The organism is Flavobacterium amylolyticum, assembly GCF_048284335.1.
Taxonomy (GTDB): domain Bacteria; phylum Bacteroidota; class Bacteroidia; order Flavobacteriales; family Flavobacteriaceae; genus Flavobacterium.
The window spans coordinates 309,365-325,152 of the sequence record NZ_JBLVPG010000002.1; the positions used below are offsets into that span (position 1 = coordinate 309,365).

At 32.4% G+C, this 15,788-nt stretch carries 10 protein-coding genes and 2 pseudogenes; 1 reads left to right on the top strand and 11 read right to left on the bottom strand.

The annotated features are described in order from the left end of the window. Positions 1 to 88: 88 nt before the first annotated feature. The 6 genes and pseudogenes from ACNQF9_RS07535 to ACNQF9_RS07560 all read right to left on the bottom strand — a co-directional run bounded on the left by ACNQF9_RS07535 (position 89) and on the right by ACNQF9_RS07560 (position 8,792). Positions 89 to 2,107 (bottom strand): heavy metal translocating P-type ATPase, encoded by a 2,019-nt coding sequence (locus tag ACNQF9_RS07535; RefSeq protein WP_417989961.1) that lies wholly within the window; start codon positions 2,105 to 2,107, stop codon positions 89 to 91. 18 nt (positions 2,108 to 2,125) lie between these two features. Next, positions 2,126 to 2,338: a GDCCVxC domain-containing (seleno)protein gene (locus ACNQF9_RS07540; RefSeq protein ID WP_417960418.1), complete on the bottom strand. Its 213-nt coding sequence runs from the start codon at positions 2,336 to 2,338 to the stop codon at positions 2,126 to 2,128. A gap of 57 nt (positions 2,339 to 2,395) precedes the next feature. Further along, positions 2,396 to 2,725, bottom strand: a pseudogene (locus ACNQF9_RS07545) (MerC family mercury resistance protein); the annotation flags it as partial. Positions 2,726 to 2,750: 25 nt separating this feature from the next. Then, complete coding sequence (locus tag ACNQF9_RS07550; protein WP_417960142.1) at positions 2,751 to 3,971, bottom strand: efflux RND transporter periplasmic adaptor subunit; 1,221 nt, start codon at positions 3,969 to 3,971, stop codon at positions 2,751 to 2,753. 14 nt (positions 3,972 to 3,985) lie between these two features. Then, positions 3,986 to 8,358 (bottom strand): annotated as a pseudogene (locus ACNQF9_RS07555) (CusA/CzcA family heavy metal efflux RND transporter). A gap of 107 nt (positions 8,359 to 8,465) precedes the next feature. Then, positions 8,466 to 8,792: a DUF6660 family protein gene (locus ACNQF9_RS07560; RefSeq protein WP_417960141.1), complete on the bottom strand. Its 327-nt coding sequence runs from the start codon at positions 8,790 to 8,792 to the stop codon at positions 8,466 to 8,468. Positions 8,793 to 9,553: 761 nt separating this feature from the next. On the opposite strand from ACNQF9_RS07560, the gene kdsB reads away from it, so the two are divergent. Beyond that, the gene (gene kdsB, locus ACNQF9_RS07565) at positions 9,554 to 10,291 is read left to right on the top strand and encodes a 3-deoxy-manno-octulosonate cytidylyltransferase (protein ID WP_417960140.1); all 738 of its coding nucleotides are present in this window, start codon (positions 9,554 to 9,556) and stop codon (positions 10,289 to 10,291) included. A 93-nt stretch (positions 10,292 to 10,384) separates the two neighbouring features. Here the strand turns inward: kdsB and ACNQF9_RS07570 are convergent, their stop codons facing one another. The 5 genes from ACNQF9_RS07570 to ACNQF9_RS07590 all read right to left on the bottom strand — a co-directional run bounded on the left by ACNQF9_RS07570 (position 10,385) and on the right by ACNQF9_RS07590 (position 15,766). After that, positions 10,385 to 11,050: a spermidine synthase gene (locus ACNQF9_RS07570; protein WP_417960139.1), complete on the bottom strand. Its 666-nt coding sequence runs from the start codon at positions 11,048 to 11,050 to the stop codon at positions 10,385 to 10,387. A 284-nt stretch (positions 11,051 to 11,334) separates the two neighbouring features. Then, positions 11,335 to 13,155, bottom strand: a complete 1,821-nt coding sequence (locus tag ACNQF9_RS07575; RefSeq protein WP_417989962.1) for a BamA/TamA family outer membrane protein — start codon at positions 13,153 to 13,155, stop codon at positions 11,335 to 11,337. 101 nt (positions 13,156 to 13,256) lie between these two features. Next, complete coding sequence (locus ACNQF9_RS07580) at positions 13,257 to 14,456, bottom strand: AI-2E family transporter (RefSeq protein ID WP_417960137.1); 1,200 nt, start codon at positions 14,454 to 14,456, stop codon at positions 13,257 to 13,259. 183 nt (positions 14,457 to 14,639) lie between these two features. After that, complete coding sequence (locus ACNQF9_RS07585) at positions 14,640 to 15,170, bottom strand: mechanosensitive ion channel domain-containing protein (RefSeq protein ID WP_417960136.1); 531 nt, start codon at positions 15,168 to 15,170, stop codon at positions 14,640 to 14,642. A gap of 11 nt (positions 15,171 to 15,181) precedes the next feature. Continuing rightward, positions 15,182 to 15,766, bottom strand: a complete 585-nt coding sequence (locus tag ACNQF9_RS07590) for a Maf-like protein (protein WP_417960135.1) — start codon at positions 15,764 to 15,766, stop codon at positions 15,182 to 15,184. Between the last annotated feature and the right edge of the window lie 22 nt (positions 15,767 to 15,788).

Genomic DNA, 15,788 nt, shown 5'->3' on the forward strand with positions numbered 1-15,788 from the left:
ATAAGGTTATATTGGCCTTGTAAATATAAATACAATTAAAAAAGAGATGTTCGTTATAAAAGCGAACCTCTTTTTTTGTTATAGCCCTTTAAAATTTCATTCTTTGAATCCTCACGGCGTTTAAAATTGCCAATAATGCCACGCCTACATCTGCAAAGACTGCTTCCCACATGGTGGCTAAACCGCCTGCACCTAGAATAAGTACAACGGCTTTTACGGTGAATGCCAATCCAATATTTTGCCATACTATTTTCTTGGTTTGTTTTCCAATATTGATGGCGGTAAAAATCTTCACAGGCTGATCGTTTTGGATTATTATATCTGCTGTTTCAATAGTGGCATCGCTTCCTAAACCGCCCATTGCTATACCAGCATCCGCTAGGGCTATAACTGGTGCATCATTTACACCGTCACCAACAAATGCAATTTTAAGATTTTGTAATTTCAATTCCTCGACTTTTTGGACTTTATCTTCCGGTAATAAATCACCGTACGCTTGGTCTATGTTTAATTCTTTAGCCACCGCATCTACAACAGCTTGTTTATCCCCGGAAAGCATTACCGTTTTTACGTTTATTTTATGTAAGTTCTGAATCGCTTGTTTGGCATCTTCTTTGATTTCGTCGGCAATTAAAAAATATCCTGCATATTTTTGATTGATTGCAATAACAATAATCGTGAAAGGAGTATTATCGATTTCTGGATCATAACTGATATCGAATTTTTGCATTAACTTAACATTCCCTGCCAAGATTTCATTTCCGTCTACTTTTCCTTTAAGACCATGTCCTGCAATTTCTTCTACATCAGTAACGGTTGTATTTTTTTCTGTTCCTTTAGCATATTCTATAATTGCGGTTCCCACGGGATGGGTAGATTTGGTTTCTAATGCGGCTGTATATTTTACTAAATCAGCTTCAGGAATAGCAACAGCCACAACTTTTTGGACCCTAAAAACGCCTTTGGTCAGCGTTCCTGTTTTATCCATAACCACCACCTGTATGGAGGCCATTAGATCAAGAAAGGAAGATCCTTTAAATAGAATTCCGTTTTTACTGGCCGCACCAATCCCTCCAAAATATCCCAATGGAATGGAAATAACTAAAGCACACGGGCACGAGATAACTAAGAATATTAAAGCACGGTACAACCAATCATTAAAATTATATTTTTCAACAAATAAAATTGGAAGCAAACAAATACCAATAGCCAAAAAAACAACTATTGGGGTATATATTTTGGCAAATTTCCGAATAAACAATTCAGTTGGGGCTTTTTTTGCCGTTGCTTCTTGCACCATTTTCAAGATTTTTGACAGTTTACTATCCGTGTACGCAGTAGTTACATCAACTTGAACAACGGTATTCAGATTAATCATTCCCGCAAGAACGGTCTCTCCTTTTTGTTTGGTGTTGGGTTTGCTTTCGCCTGTTAATGCTGCAGTGTTGAGAGAAGCAGTGTCTGAAAGTAGTTTTCCATCAAGTGCTAATTTTTCTCCGGGTCTTAATTGAATAATTTCTCCAATAATTATTTCGGATGCTTTTTTAGTAATGGCATTTTCTCCATCCAATATAGTGGCTTCATCGGGTCTTTGGTCTAATAATAATTTGATGTTTGTTTTAGCTCTTTGGACTGCCAGAGTTTGAAACAGTTCTCCGATAGCGTAAAAAAGCATCACAGCAACACCTTCGGGATATTCACCAATACTAAATGCGCCAATTGTGGCAATACTCATCAATAAAAATTCTGAAAAAATTTCGCCCTTAGATATGCTAACCAAAGCTTCTTTTACTACTGGAAATCCTACGGGTAAATACGCGACTGCATACCAGAGAATTCTTACACAGCCTACAAACCAAGTTTGGGGGATATAATTGTCCAAGCCAATGGCCACTATAAGTAACAAAAATGAAATAATTGCGGGTAGGAACATTTGAAGTAAACTATCCTTTACGTCAGAATGATCGTGACCGTCATCGTCTGCATGTTCGGATTCATTTTGAGGGGTACAACAGCCTGATTGATTATTGGATTTGTTGTTTATTTTTTCTTCTAACGTACAACAAAGTTGTTTTCCGGACGAATCATATTGATGTAGATGTTTCATATTATTCTAATTTATTAACTAACAACAAATAGCTCCAAGTTGTATTGGCGGACATTTTATAGAACCATAACTACAATATACACAACAATCTCCCTCTAAAGGTTTAAGTATATTTTTACAATTTTCACAATCATAAAAAAATTGACAAGCATCAGTGGGCATTATTTCTTCTTTTTGGAATTCGCAATTTGGACACGTTACAGTTGATTTTAACACAACAGTATTGCTTATATCTTTTGTACAATTGTTGCATTTTCCGTATACTTTGTTTTGGTAATAATTTACTCCCGTTGCGATCAATATTCCAAACATACCCGTATAAATAAATTGAATATTGCTGTTAGCAATACATCCAAAGAAAATTAAAAGGGCACTTGGAGCAGCTATAAGTAAAGGACGTAAAGAGGCATGTATTAGATAAGAAATGTAAAAACCTAAAATAGAAAGTAGTACCATTATTAGAAATACCCACATTGTCCATCCCCCAAATAATTCAAAACTGCCTAATCCAAGTACCGAGGCCCCAAAACTAAATAAAGGGAAACAACAAGGTGAAAATAGAACCGTGATGAAAAGCCCAATCACTCCAAATTTCTCAAGATTTAATTTAAGTTTCATAATAGGAAGTGTTTAAGTTCTTTAATTAGTGATCGTGACTCCCGCCTCCTTTTATAACTGAAAGTAGATAAAAGGCTCCTTTAGTCACAATTTTTGCATCGGCAGGAATTGTCTCAATAAATTTTACCTCTGTGTAACCCAAATCAGTAGTGCCAGGAATTACTTCAATGGCTTTAAAGTAAACTTCATTGTGTTCTTCCATATTGGTATGTTTTTCTTCTTTTTCTAAAGGAGCTTTTTCCTGAATAAATATGAAATATTTTTCTCCATTTCTTACAATGGCATCTTTTGGTAATGCTGGAACCGTATTGTTGTTAATGTTTATATTAGCGGAAACATACATTCCTGAAATTAATCCTTTTGCATCCTCGGCATTAATTTTAGCATGTACTGCTACTGTTTTACTTTCATTTGAAAAAGATTTATTGATGCCAAATATTTTTCCTCTAATGGATTTATTAGATTGATTTGTTAAAACAAAGTCTACTTCCTGACCTATAGAAATTGATCCTAAATCTTTTTCATATACATTTAAATCCAAGTGCATCTGGCTATTGTCAACTACTTCAAAGAGTACGACTCCTGTATCGGCAAAGGATCCTTTTGAAATGCTGATTTTTCCAACATAACCGCTAATTGGGGATACAATCGGTACTAATGAACTGTTGCTGTTTGGGCTTACATGTAAAGCGTTTAATTTAGTTTTTGCTGCTTGTGCTCTGGCTCGTTCTACTGCTAATTTGGATTTGACTTCTTGAAATGTTTTTCTTGGATTTACATTTTCATCACTCAATATTTTTTGTCTATTGAATTCTAATTGTAAATATTCTACTGTAGCAATTGCCGATTTGTAATCTTCCTGCATTTCTATAATAGACAGATTTTGAATGGTTGCCAATACTTTTCCCTTGTTTACAAAAGTGCCTTCCAATATATAAATATCCTTTATTACACCACTAATTAAAGTTGAAATATTTGCAGCATTCTGTGGCGGAACGGTGGTATACCCGTTGGCTTTTATGACTGTATTTAAATTACGATTTTCTACAACACCCAATTCAATGCCTATTGTTTTAAATTGAGGTGCTGTTAAAGTAACTGTATTTTCAGCTTTTTCTTCTTCTCTTACTTCCTCAGATTTTGTATTGTTACAGGAGACTAAAAGTAAGAAACAAGTAGCAATAAGTAAGCAATATGTTGTTGATCGAGGGATATACGTTATTTCTTTGATTGTTATATTTTTCATTTTTTTGTTGAGTATTAATTAGTAGAAATAGATGGAAATTGCAGCTGGATAGCACTTTGATTGAATGAATTTAGTGTTTCAGCATGTTGCTTTTTAATATCAATTGCTTGGTTTAAAAAGCTGATGTAAGTCCAGTACGTCATGTCACCATTGGCATAGCTTTTTTCAGCTGTTGTAATAATTTGTTCGGCATATTGGAGACCTTCATTTTGATAATATTCCAGTCCCTTTTGTTGCTTTTCAAATTCGTTTTGTAATTTCTGAATTTGTAATCGCAACGATAGTTTGTTTTTATCCAATTCTAATTGCGATTGTGAAATACTAATTTCCGATGCTTTGGCTTTAGCAGTATTGGCATTACCAAACAATGGAATTTGTAAACCGGCTGTAAATCCCTGAAAGTAGGATTTCGTATCAATGGTCTGGGCAAAATAACCCAATCCTAATTTTGGCGTTCTGAGTGCTTTAAACGTATTAGCTTCTTTTTGATACACTGATATCTGCTGTAGATAATACTCCGTTACTAAACTTTCAATTTTAGTTTTATTCGTATTCGTAAGGGACGAAAACTGAACTGGCGTTGTGCTGTCCGGAACAATATTAAGTTCGGTTTGAACAAAAAACTGCAATTGTTTTTGATAAATAATCCTATCGTATTCTAATTGTGCTTTTTGAGTTTCAATTTCTTTCACCTTTGCTTTGGCACTAATTACTTCAATATTTCCACTTTCACCCGTCTTGAAACGAAGGGTGGCATTTTTGAGGAATTTGGTATAAATAGCATTCAATTCATTGTTTAAGTTTTGAATAGTAACTCCAAATAGATATTGATAATAGGATAATGTTACGGCTTTTTCTAGTTCATATTCCGTTAAGGCTTTTCTTTTTTCGGCTAATTTTGCTAATTCTTCTTGCAATTGTCTATTGGCTTTGGTAATTTTTCCGATTGGAAAGTATTGCTGAACGGAAACATTGTGGTCGTAATTGGCACTATTAAATTGTCCTCCTTGGTACTGAATTTGCAATGGATCAACTTGAAAAGCATTTTTTTTGAGAACGGTTTGCTTTTCAATTTCTTTAGTAGCAATTTTTAAATCTATATTATTAGATTTAGCCAAATCGATAGCGTTCTCTAATGTGATTAATTGACTATTTTGGGCAAAAGAAAATGTGCTAATTAAAAGTATAATCCTCGTTAGAATGTGTTTTAATGTTCTTTTTTTCATTTTAATTCCTTTTTAATGTTGTCAGGAGTCTCATTTTTTTTATTAGAAAAAATATTTTTAGTAGAGGTTTCAAATAATAAATACAATATTGGTAAAACGATTAGTGTTAATAACGTAGCTGAAAACAACCCACCAATGACAACAGTAGCCAATGGTTTTTGCACTTCGGCACCACCACTGGTTGATAAAGCCATAGGAAGAAAACCTAATGAAGCCACGGCAGCAGTCATTAAAACGGGACGCAATCTTGTTTTTGTTCCTGTCAAAACCCGTTGCAAAGGATCAATTATTCCCTCCGCTTTGAGTTGGTTAAAATAAGAGAGTAATACAATTCCGTTTAATACGGCTATCCCAAACAAAGCAATAAAACCAATTCCTGCCGAAATACTAAACGGCATGCCTCTTAGCCACAAAGCAAATACGCCACCAATGGCTGATAATGGGATGGCTGTGAAAATTAATCCAGCTTGTTTGAAACTATTAAAAGTAAAAAATAACAATACTATAATCAATCCCAATGCAATAGGTAAGGCTACTGAGAGTCTTTTAGTCGCTTCAATCAAGTTTTCGAATTGACCTCCATAGGTTATATAATATCCTGTCGGAAGTTTAAAATCTTTATCTAGTTTTTGTTGTATTTCTTCGACCACACTTTTGATGTCCCGACCCCGAACATTTAAACCAACTGTTATTCTTCGCTTTCCATCTTCACGACTCACCTGAACGGGGCCTTGCTCATAAGCAATTGTAGCTACTTGTGAGAGTGGTACTTGTTGTCCGTTTGGCAATGGAATAAATAGATTGGTAACATCAGTAATGTCACTTCGATTGGTCGCATCCATACGAACTACAATATCAAATCGTTTGCTTTCCTCATATATCTTGCCCGCACTTTCTCCAGCAAATGAAGAACGAATAATTTGATTGATATCTCTAATATTTAGACCATATAACGCGATTTTACTATAATCATATTTAATTGTAATTTGAGGTAATCCATTTACTTTATCGGCTTTCAAATCACCAATACCTTCAATATTTTTAATTTTAGCAATGAGTTCCGTTGCTCTCGTATCTAAAATTTCTAAATCATCACCAAAAATCTTGATAGCAATATCGCTTCGGCTTCCTGTCATTAATTCATTGAAACGCATTTGAATGGGTTGCGAAATCTCTATAGTGGCACCAGGAATGGCTTCCATTTCTTTTTTTATTAAATTGGCTAAATCTTCCCAGTTTTCTGCCGAAGTCCATTCGCTTTTGTCTTTAAGCACAATAATTAAATCGCCACTTTCAATAGGCATTGGGTCAGTTGGGATTTCGCCACTACCAATTTTAGTCACTATAGTTTCTATTTCCGGGAATTTTGCTTTTAAGATTTTTTCATATTCGGTAGTTGTTTTTACCATTTGCGAAAGTGAACTTCCAGTCATAATAGAGGCATTAATCGCTAAATCGCCCTCCTCGATAGTTGGAATAAATTCACCTCCCATATTTTGAAAGATAACAAAGGCAAAAACGAATAACCCTATAGCAATCGCTAAGACGGCTTTCTTAAATTGTAACGCTTTATGTAAAAATGGGATGTAAATTTTTTCAAACCAAGCCATCATTTTATCACTGAAATTGGGTTTATGTTCCGTGTCTTTTGATAAAAAAAGCGCGCTCATCATAGGAACATACGTCAATGACAAAATAAAAGCTCCAACCACTGCAAAACCAACAGTCATGGCCATAGGTTTAAACATTTTTCCTTCGGTACCGATTAAAGCTAAAATAGGCAGGTAAACTATTAAAATTATAATTTCTCCAAAAGCAGCGCTGTTCCTGATTTTGGAAGCAGATTTGTATACTTCAGTATCCATTTCTGATTGCGTTAATGTTTTTTGCTTATTTAGTTTTTGTAAATGATGCATGGTTGCTTCAACAATGATTACGGCACCATCGACAATAATTCCAAAATCGATAGCGCCCAAACTCATTAGATTTCCGCTTACGCCAAAATAATTCATCAATATGACTGCAAAAAGCATGGCTAAAGGAATGACAGAAGCAACAATTAATCCGGCTCGTAAATTACCAAGAAATAATATTAATACAAATAGCACGATTAACGCACCTTCAAGTAAGTTTTTAGTAACCGTTCCAATAGCATTGTCAACTAATTTCCCTCGATCGATGAAAGCTTCGGCAACTACACCTTCGGGTAAGGTTTTGTTGATCTGAACCATTTTCTCTTTAATTCTTCCCACTACTGCACTAGAGTTTTCACCTTTAAGCATTAATGCTAAACCAGACACGATTTCGCCTTTTCCATCTTTAGTTGAAGCCCCATAACGCAGTGCTATTCCTTCTTTTACAACTGCAACATCTCTAATTAAAATAGGCGAACCATTACGATTTTTGACTACTACATTTTCTAAATCTTTGAGACCAGTTGCCATACCAACACCTCTAATAAAATAGGCATATTGGTCTTTTTCAATGTAGGCACCTCCAGTATTTTGATTGTTTTTTTCAAGCGCTTCAAAAATTTCAGTTATCGTTACACCCAAACTATTCAATGTATTAGGATTGACTGCAATTTCATATTGTTTTAGTTTTCCACCCCAAGTGCTTACTTCTGCAATACCTTCAATACCTTGTAATTGAGGCGTAATAATCCAATCTTGAATCGTTCTTAATTGTACGGCATCATACTTATTTTCATATCCTTTTTTGGCATACACCGCATATTGATATATTTCTCCAAGTCCTGTTGTTATGGGGGCTAATTCGGGCGAACCTGCATATTTTGGAATGTTTTCTTCAGCCTGTTTCAACCGTTGAAAAATTTGTTCTCGTGCCCAATAAATGTCCACATCGTCTTTAAAAACAACAGTAACTACTGAAAGTCCAAAACGAGAGATACTGCGCAGTTCGATTACTTTAGGAATCGTTTTGACTGCTTGTTCCAGCGGATATGTTATTAATTGTTCAACCTCCTGACTTGCTAAGGTAGGAGCGGTAGTAATAATTTGGACCTGGTTGTTTGTTACATCGGGTAACGCATCTAACGGTAAATTTTTAAGAGAATAACTACCCCAAACGATCAGCATAAGGGTAAATAAAAGTATAATGAATTTGTTCTTTATACTAAATTGTATGATTTTATCTAACATTTAAATATTATAATGAATGAGAAATGGGAACAATAAATTGCCCTTTGGATACTGTGGAAAAACCAGAATTCTCTGTACCGAATCCCGAAGTGTCGGGACAGGTATCATTATACTATTTGTGGAGGTTGCCAAATACTTCCAAAGAAATTAGAAGCAAAAACGGATTTATAAGTAGGTAGCTGCATGTTTATCATAGCAGAAACTACAGTAAAACCAAAGGGGATATTGGACTGATAACTCAATACTTGTGCACCACAACAATTACAAAAACAAAAAGGGGAACAGGAATCTTTTTCTTTATCATGGGAATGTTGTTCATCAATTGGCGCTAGTTTAGCCAAATCATGAACAGGACTATTTACTTCGATGTCAGCACACGGCAAACAGGAAAGAGCTATTAGATAAATTGATAATATCGATAAAATCCATTTCACGAATGTAAAATTAGGAATAAAATTCAAATGATTTTAATATTGATTCATTTTTAATTCATTTTACATGAAGTATAAATAAATTCTACGAACATCACTTTACTTTTATTAGTATTCCATTTGCTTTAATTAAATCAACTGTGTTTGCTTCATATGTAATAATGGGCTAGCAAAAAAAGCATTATTGAATGGAACCAAAATTCTTGCTTTTTTTTAGGTATGATCTTCATAAAACAGGGTACTTTTTGTAGCTTTTTAAAAATCGATAGGGACAGCCTAACAACAATTAAATAGGCTTCAAGCGAGGTAAAGTCTAGATATAAATTCGGACTAATTTCTTCTATAAAAAAGCAAGTGCCTACTGCTTTTTATCGAATTGGTTTTATACAATTAAATGTATAAGTGGTTGATTCTATGTATAATTTAAAAAATGAATTTCACTATCGATAAACCTAAATAAGGGTGTTAATTACTTATATTTATTTCTACATGATTTTAAGTTGATAAATTAATCTTTAGGGAATGTATAACCTCTAAAAGTCTAAAATATATTTTGCTATATTTGACATATATAGGTTTTGTTGATCGATTTCAAGGATATAGATTTCATAGTGTTAAGTACTATTTAAACATTTTTACTTTAAATAATTATTTTTAAGCATTTTTATTAAAGTATTTGTGTTGATTATTAGCGTAATATTTGCACAAAAAAATGAATGAAACTTTGCGACTTACTATCTTCGTAAAAAAATAAAATTAGGTAAATGAAAATAATAGCAGTCATTCCCGCCCGGTATGCTTCGACACGATTTCCTGCTAAACTGATGCAGGATTTAGGAGGTAAAACGGTCATATTAAGGACATATGAAGCCGCCATGAACACCCAATTGTTTGATGATGTTTTTGTGGTTACCGATTCTGATTTAATTTATAACGAAATCGTTTCTCATAACGGAAAAGCCATTAGAAGTATCAAGGAACACGAATCCGGAAGTGATCGAATTGCCGAAGCAGTTGAAAATTTGGATGTTGACATAATAATTAATGTACAAGGGGACGAACCTTTTATTGAGGTAGAACCATTAGCCAAAGTAATTGAAGTTTTAAGAAATGATTTGGACAAAAAAGTAGATTTAGCTTCATTAATGCGCGAAATTACCAATGAAGACGATATTAATAATCCCAATAATGTTAAAGTGGTGGTCGATCAAAACAGATTTGCTTTGTACTTTTCTCGTTCCGTGATCCCATATCCCAGAGAGAAAAATGTGGGCGTCCGGTACATGCAACACATCGGAATTTATGCTTTTAGAAAACAAGCACTATTAGACTTTTACAGTCTCCCTATGAAATCATTGGAAGCATCAGAAAAGCTAGAACAATTGCGCTATCTGGAATTTGGGAAACGTATTAAAATGATCGAAACCCAACATGTAGGAATTGGGATTGATACGCCTGAAGATTTAGAAAAAGCTAGAAATATGCTTGGAGTAAATCGCTAATTAAAGAGTATTTTAAGCTAATTATTTGTAGTTAGACAACAATTTATTTCCATTACGGGCAAATTAGTATTCTAAATTTATTGTTGCTTAGCATTATAATAGCTTTTCGATTACTATCAATTCATTATGAACTTCAACTCGAGGAATAGTTTTGATTTTGAATTGGTTTTCATAAAACTCAGAAACGTATTTTTTATTTCGTAGGTTTTGTGCTTCATTCAATAACATCGTATTGAAAAGTATGAAACCTTTACTTTCTATAAGAGAGCAAATTCTTTTGATAAAAAAAGGTTCAAACAGGAAATTGGGCATTGTAATATCTTGAAAAATATCAATAATAATTAAATCATATTTAATTTTGGTCTTCAAAACAAATTCAAAAGCATCATCAATTATTATGTCAAGATTTTTAACTTCATCCAATTTAAAATACGCATTGGCTACTTTAATTATTTCTGGATCAATTTCGACTCCTGTGATCTTTCCTTTGAATCTTATTTCATCTATCAATGTTTTTATAACGCTTCCGCCAGCAACTCCCAAAACTAAAACATGATTCATGGTTACTATTTTTTCATAACCAATGTTTTTTAAGCCTAATCTTAAAATGCGTTGCAGACTGCCATACGAATAATTGGCATTTTCAGAATCTAAAACTAATTCGCCGTTTGACCAAGTCACCTCAATCGATTTACTCAACAAAGATTTTGTTTGATAAATTTTTATTGGAATTAGATAACTGAATATTTTTTTAATCATTTGAATCACTTTTACTCAAAAATAAGACTTAGATTAATTCATTACCTATAATTTACTGTTTTTATTTTTATGTAGGCCATCATTCATTGAACCTGAGTTTTTTTAGAACGAATAAATTATAAACCGCTTGATTACTTTTAGTTTTTTTCAATATTCAAATACTGAATTTAAAATTCCGGAGAATTATAAAATTAATGTTTACAATACATGACAGCAACAATTACGTTAATTAATATTAAAAAAATTCTGTTTAATCTAGATGTAGCAAGAATCTAAAACGATTTTTAGCGAAAAATTACAGTACGTGGTTTTGCTAATTCAAAATCCTGGAAGCCAAAATCAGTGGTCTCAAAAGAATTGGTTTTAAAAATATTTTGCCCATTCCCGGGTATGGAAGGATAAAAGGAAAGAGAAATTTGGAAGGAACTAAACACTAAGTAATCATTATTTATAATTAATCCGATGCCAATTTTTGAATATGCTTTACTTTCTGCCAAACCATTTTTTGCATTTCCTAACATAGCAATTGAATAATTTAAATACGGATTTAATCGAAATCCCCAAAGATTCCATGGCGCATAGGCTTGAGTTTGCAGTGTTACTATTGCTTTTTCAGTTCCATAATCTGCAATCCTAAATCCATTGAGTCCATAATCATCATTGATTGATAGTTGATCCCCTATTACATTCATTCGGTTTGATCCAATTATCACTTGTGGTTTTATAAACTGGCGTAATTTCCATTTTCCTAAACTAAATAGATTTGTAAAATAATTTGCCTGAAAAGAAAATGCAGTTTGTTTCGTTATAGATTTTTCGAAAAAAGTACCCAACTCAAAATTAGCACTTAAAAAGCCCCATTTATAAAAATTCCCAAACGCAGCACGTCCACCTAAATAGTAACGGCCACCGTTATTTTTATATTGATAACCAGTCGTTATTCCGTATACTTTACCAATAGGAACATCCTCTATAATGCCATTTCTGAATATATAACGGTCCCTAATAAATTTACGGGATGAAATTCCTATACCAAATAGGGCCAGTTTTTCATTAGAGTAAAAATCATCACGATCGTAATTAAACTCTGGACTTTCTTGGTATTTTAGATGTAAAAACCGACCTGTTGTAATAAGATTTGTTGTACGTTCACTTTCAGTGTTTCCCTTAAAAATCCTAAAAGCGCGCCCAAACCAAAAATCGTGAGTAATAAATTTAAAATTTTGAAATGCAAAAACTAAATTGGAATCAGGTAGGGTATCTTTTCGAAATTGTTGGTCTAAATAAATTCCACCCGCCCATTTGGTTAAGGGAGAATAAAAAGGACGATCAATAGTAATACTTTTAGCATAATAATCATCTAAATCTATGTGGTAGCTTAATCGGGTATTTATAAAAGTGTTTTTTATATTTGGAATACTGTAGGCTACAGAGTAAGCGCTTTTCCCATCACTAAATCTATTTCTAAAGTCATTTTCAAATTGATGACCTGATCCTAAAAAATTCAGATCTTTAAGTTCAAAATTAGCTCTAGAACCCGAAAGTGATCCTTTGGGAATGAGACTCCAAGAATCTAAAACTCGTATTGAAATATCAATAGAATCAGGACTATTTCGAATCAATTTTGGTGCAATATCAACTCTATTTATAAAGCGTTGCGTTCGTATCAAACGCTCTGACTCTTTTACTAATAAAGAATCAAAGGGTTTGTTTTTCTTAATAAGTAATAAATTGAGAATAGCGAGGCGATTTGTTTTTATATGTATCTTATTACCATTTCTTTCTGCCCAGTTTTTAGGTTTTTTTAAAGTATCAATTTCAGAATATCCAAAAGGGTCCAGAGTAAGAATAGTAATGTTTCTTATAATTTTACCTTCATAAGTTTCGTATTTTTTTTGGGTTTTTTTAGTTTCATCGTTTTTTATCACAGGCGATCTAAAAATTAATTTATGCATCAAACGGGTAAACTTATTCTTTTTTGAATAATTTTGAATATTTGTATAAAGGGAAGATGTATCTTTTTTAGGCTCTATTGCTTGAGCAAAAGAAATGTGAGAGTAGCAGAATACTACAAGAAATAGAATCAGTTTTATTTTTTTATACATTATTAAAGAATAAACTGTAAAGTTGTCATACAAACATAAGAGAATTTTTCTTCTAATGTTATTAGTATTAAAAAGAATGAGTTCAAAAGTATTTTTTAAGTTTAACCTTCAGTTCGATTAGGATCTTTTTCAGTAGTTGTTTCAGTAAACACTGGTACAATAACATCAGCCTTAAGTATAATTTTTTCAGAAGGTTCTTCAGAATCAAAAAGAGGTAATTTAATTTTGCGCCAAGTGTAGGTTTTAGGTAAATGATCGCCCATTAAATAGCCCCAGGGCTCTAGGGATTCAACTCTGTCAAAAATTACTTTTAAAACGGCAAGTATCGGAAGTGCTAAAAACATTCCGGAAACCCCAGCAATTGCTCCACCGATAATGATTCCAATAATTGATATGAATGCATTTATTTCTACTTTAGAGCTTACAATTAGTGGAACAATAATATTATTATCGATCAGTTGAACAACAATCGTGATTACAATAACACCAATAATTATTGATATATCTGGAGAACCGGTAAGAGAAGCCACTATACTTAAAACACCTGCAAATAGAATTCCAATGTAAGGAATCAGATTTAGAATTCCGGTTATTATACCCAATAAAATGGCATATTTTACACCTATTAACAGGAATCCAAGAGTAGTCATTGTAGAAATTAAAATCATTTCAATAATCAAACCTACAATGTAACTATTGATAGCTACTCTAATGTTAGTTAAAATTATTTTTAACTGATCATGGTTTTCTTTTTTGAATAATTTAGATAAAAAAAGTAAAAAATGAGTACGGTACAAAAGAATTAGAAAAGTGTAAATAGGTATTAAAGTCAAATTAATTAGGGTATCCGTAAAAGACATTAGTGTAGTTCCTATTATTTCTTTTCCTTTTTCTAACGAATCTTCTGTGGCAGTATCGATGTATTGTTTTTGTTCTCTTGAACTTAAATGAAAATTGTCTCTGACAAATCCTTGAATATTACTTAGGTGAATATTAATATTTCTTTCAATTCTATCAAAATCATCTGCAAAATCACTGATCTGGAATGATAAAAATATAAAAAGGCCTATAAAAACTAAAACAAATAATAGCACTGCTATCATTACAGCCAACACATGCGGAAAACGTAGTTTAGATTTAAAAAACTGAACTATAGGATATAATAATATGGCAAACAAAAACGACATCATTATTGGAATCAATATGTCTTGGCCAATATAAAAGATAAAGACAATGCTTATTAAGCCTAATAAAGTCAAGGTTAATTTAACATAAAACGGAAACTTTATAATCTCATTCATCTCTTTATAATTTTGTAGTGCAAACAAAGTATATTTTTGAAGTTCAAATTTTTTCAAGAACAAATATGTATAATTATAAAAATTAAAGTATTATACATTTTAGATCAATAGTTATATAATTATTACTTTTTCATACTACTTATTGAATAGTATAAAATCGCTTAATTATTATAAAGTTATGAATTAATCAACAAATTCTTTATTTTCGAAATGATTTTCTAGGATAGAGATCCCTTTTTGCAATAGTAAATTGTTTGGATATATAATCTTTTCTCCATCAATAGTTTTTAAGAAAACGTGAAAAGCGCCAATATCTTCGATTTCAGCTTCAATTGGAAAATCTTTATCATGGATTTTAATTACATCACCAATTTTAAACGGGAAGGAAAAAAATAAAATAATACCAGAGGTGATGTTACTTAAAATAGACCATTGGGCAAACATAGCAACTCCTACAACAGTAGTGATAGAAGATAGTGCAATGAAAATATCTTTGGTTTGAACCCCCCAAATTATTATTAGGGCTATAACTGCTAAAACATTGATAAACAAATGGATGTACTTAATTACTAAATTCGTCCTGTGTTCAATTGTTTGATTTGATTTAGCAAAGCGACGCACCAGTTTTGTTGAAATAATGCGTAAAAAGATCAATAAAAAACCTAGAATTCCGGATGCAATTAGTTCTTTAGTATATACATTAAATAAAGCCATATCTATATTTATTACGCTAAATTACTCAAGTATTCATACACTTTATCAGTAGGCATTCCCATTACATTCGCATATGAACCTTCTATTTTTGAGACGCCTATAAAGCCAATCCATTCTTGAATGCCATAGGCTCCTGCTTTATCAAATGGTTTGTAATTCTCCAAATAATAGTGAATTGATTCATCGCTTAATTCATTAAAAGTGACTTTGGTTATTTCATACAATAAATCAACTTTCACATTGGTTTTAAAACAAACTGAAGTTATTACTTCGTGTGTAGCATTCGACAATGATTTTAAGATTTCAAAAGCATCTTGCTCGTTTTTTGGTTTACCCAAGGCCTTGTTATTGTGCCATACAATGGTATCGCTGGTAACCAGAATTTCATTGGCTTTTAATTCACCTTCAAAAGCGCTGGCTTTCAATTCAGCCAGATAATTAGTGATTTGTTCTGCTTTCAAATCTGGTGAATAGATTTCCTCAATTTCTTTTAAACGAATTTCAAAATCCAAATCTAGATCTTTAAAAAATTGCTGACGTCTTGGAGAACCAGAAGCCAAAATTAAGATGTATTTTTTTAATTTATTTTTAAGCATTGTATTTATAGTAAGCTGTTAG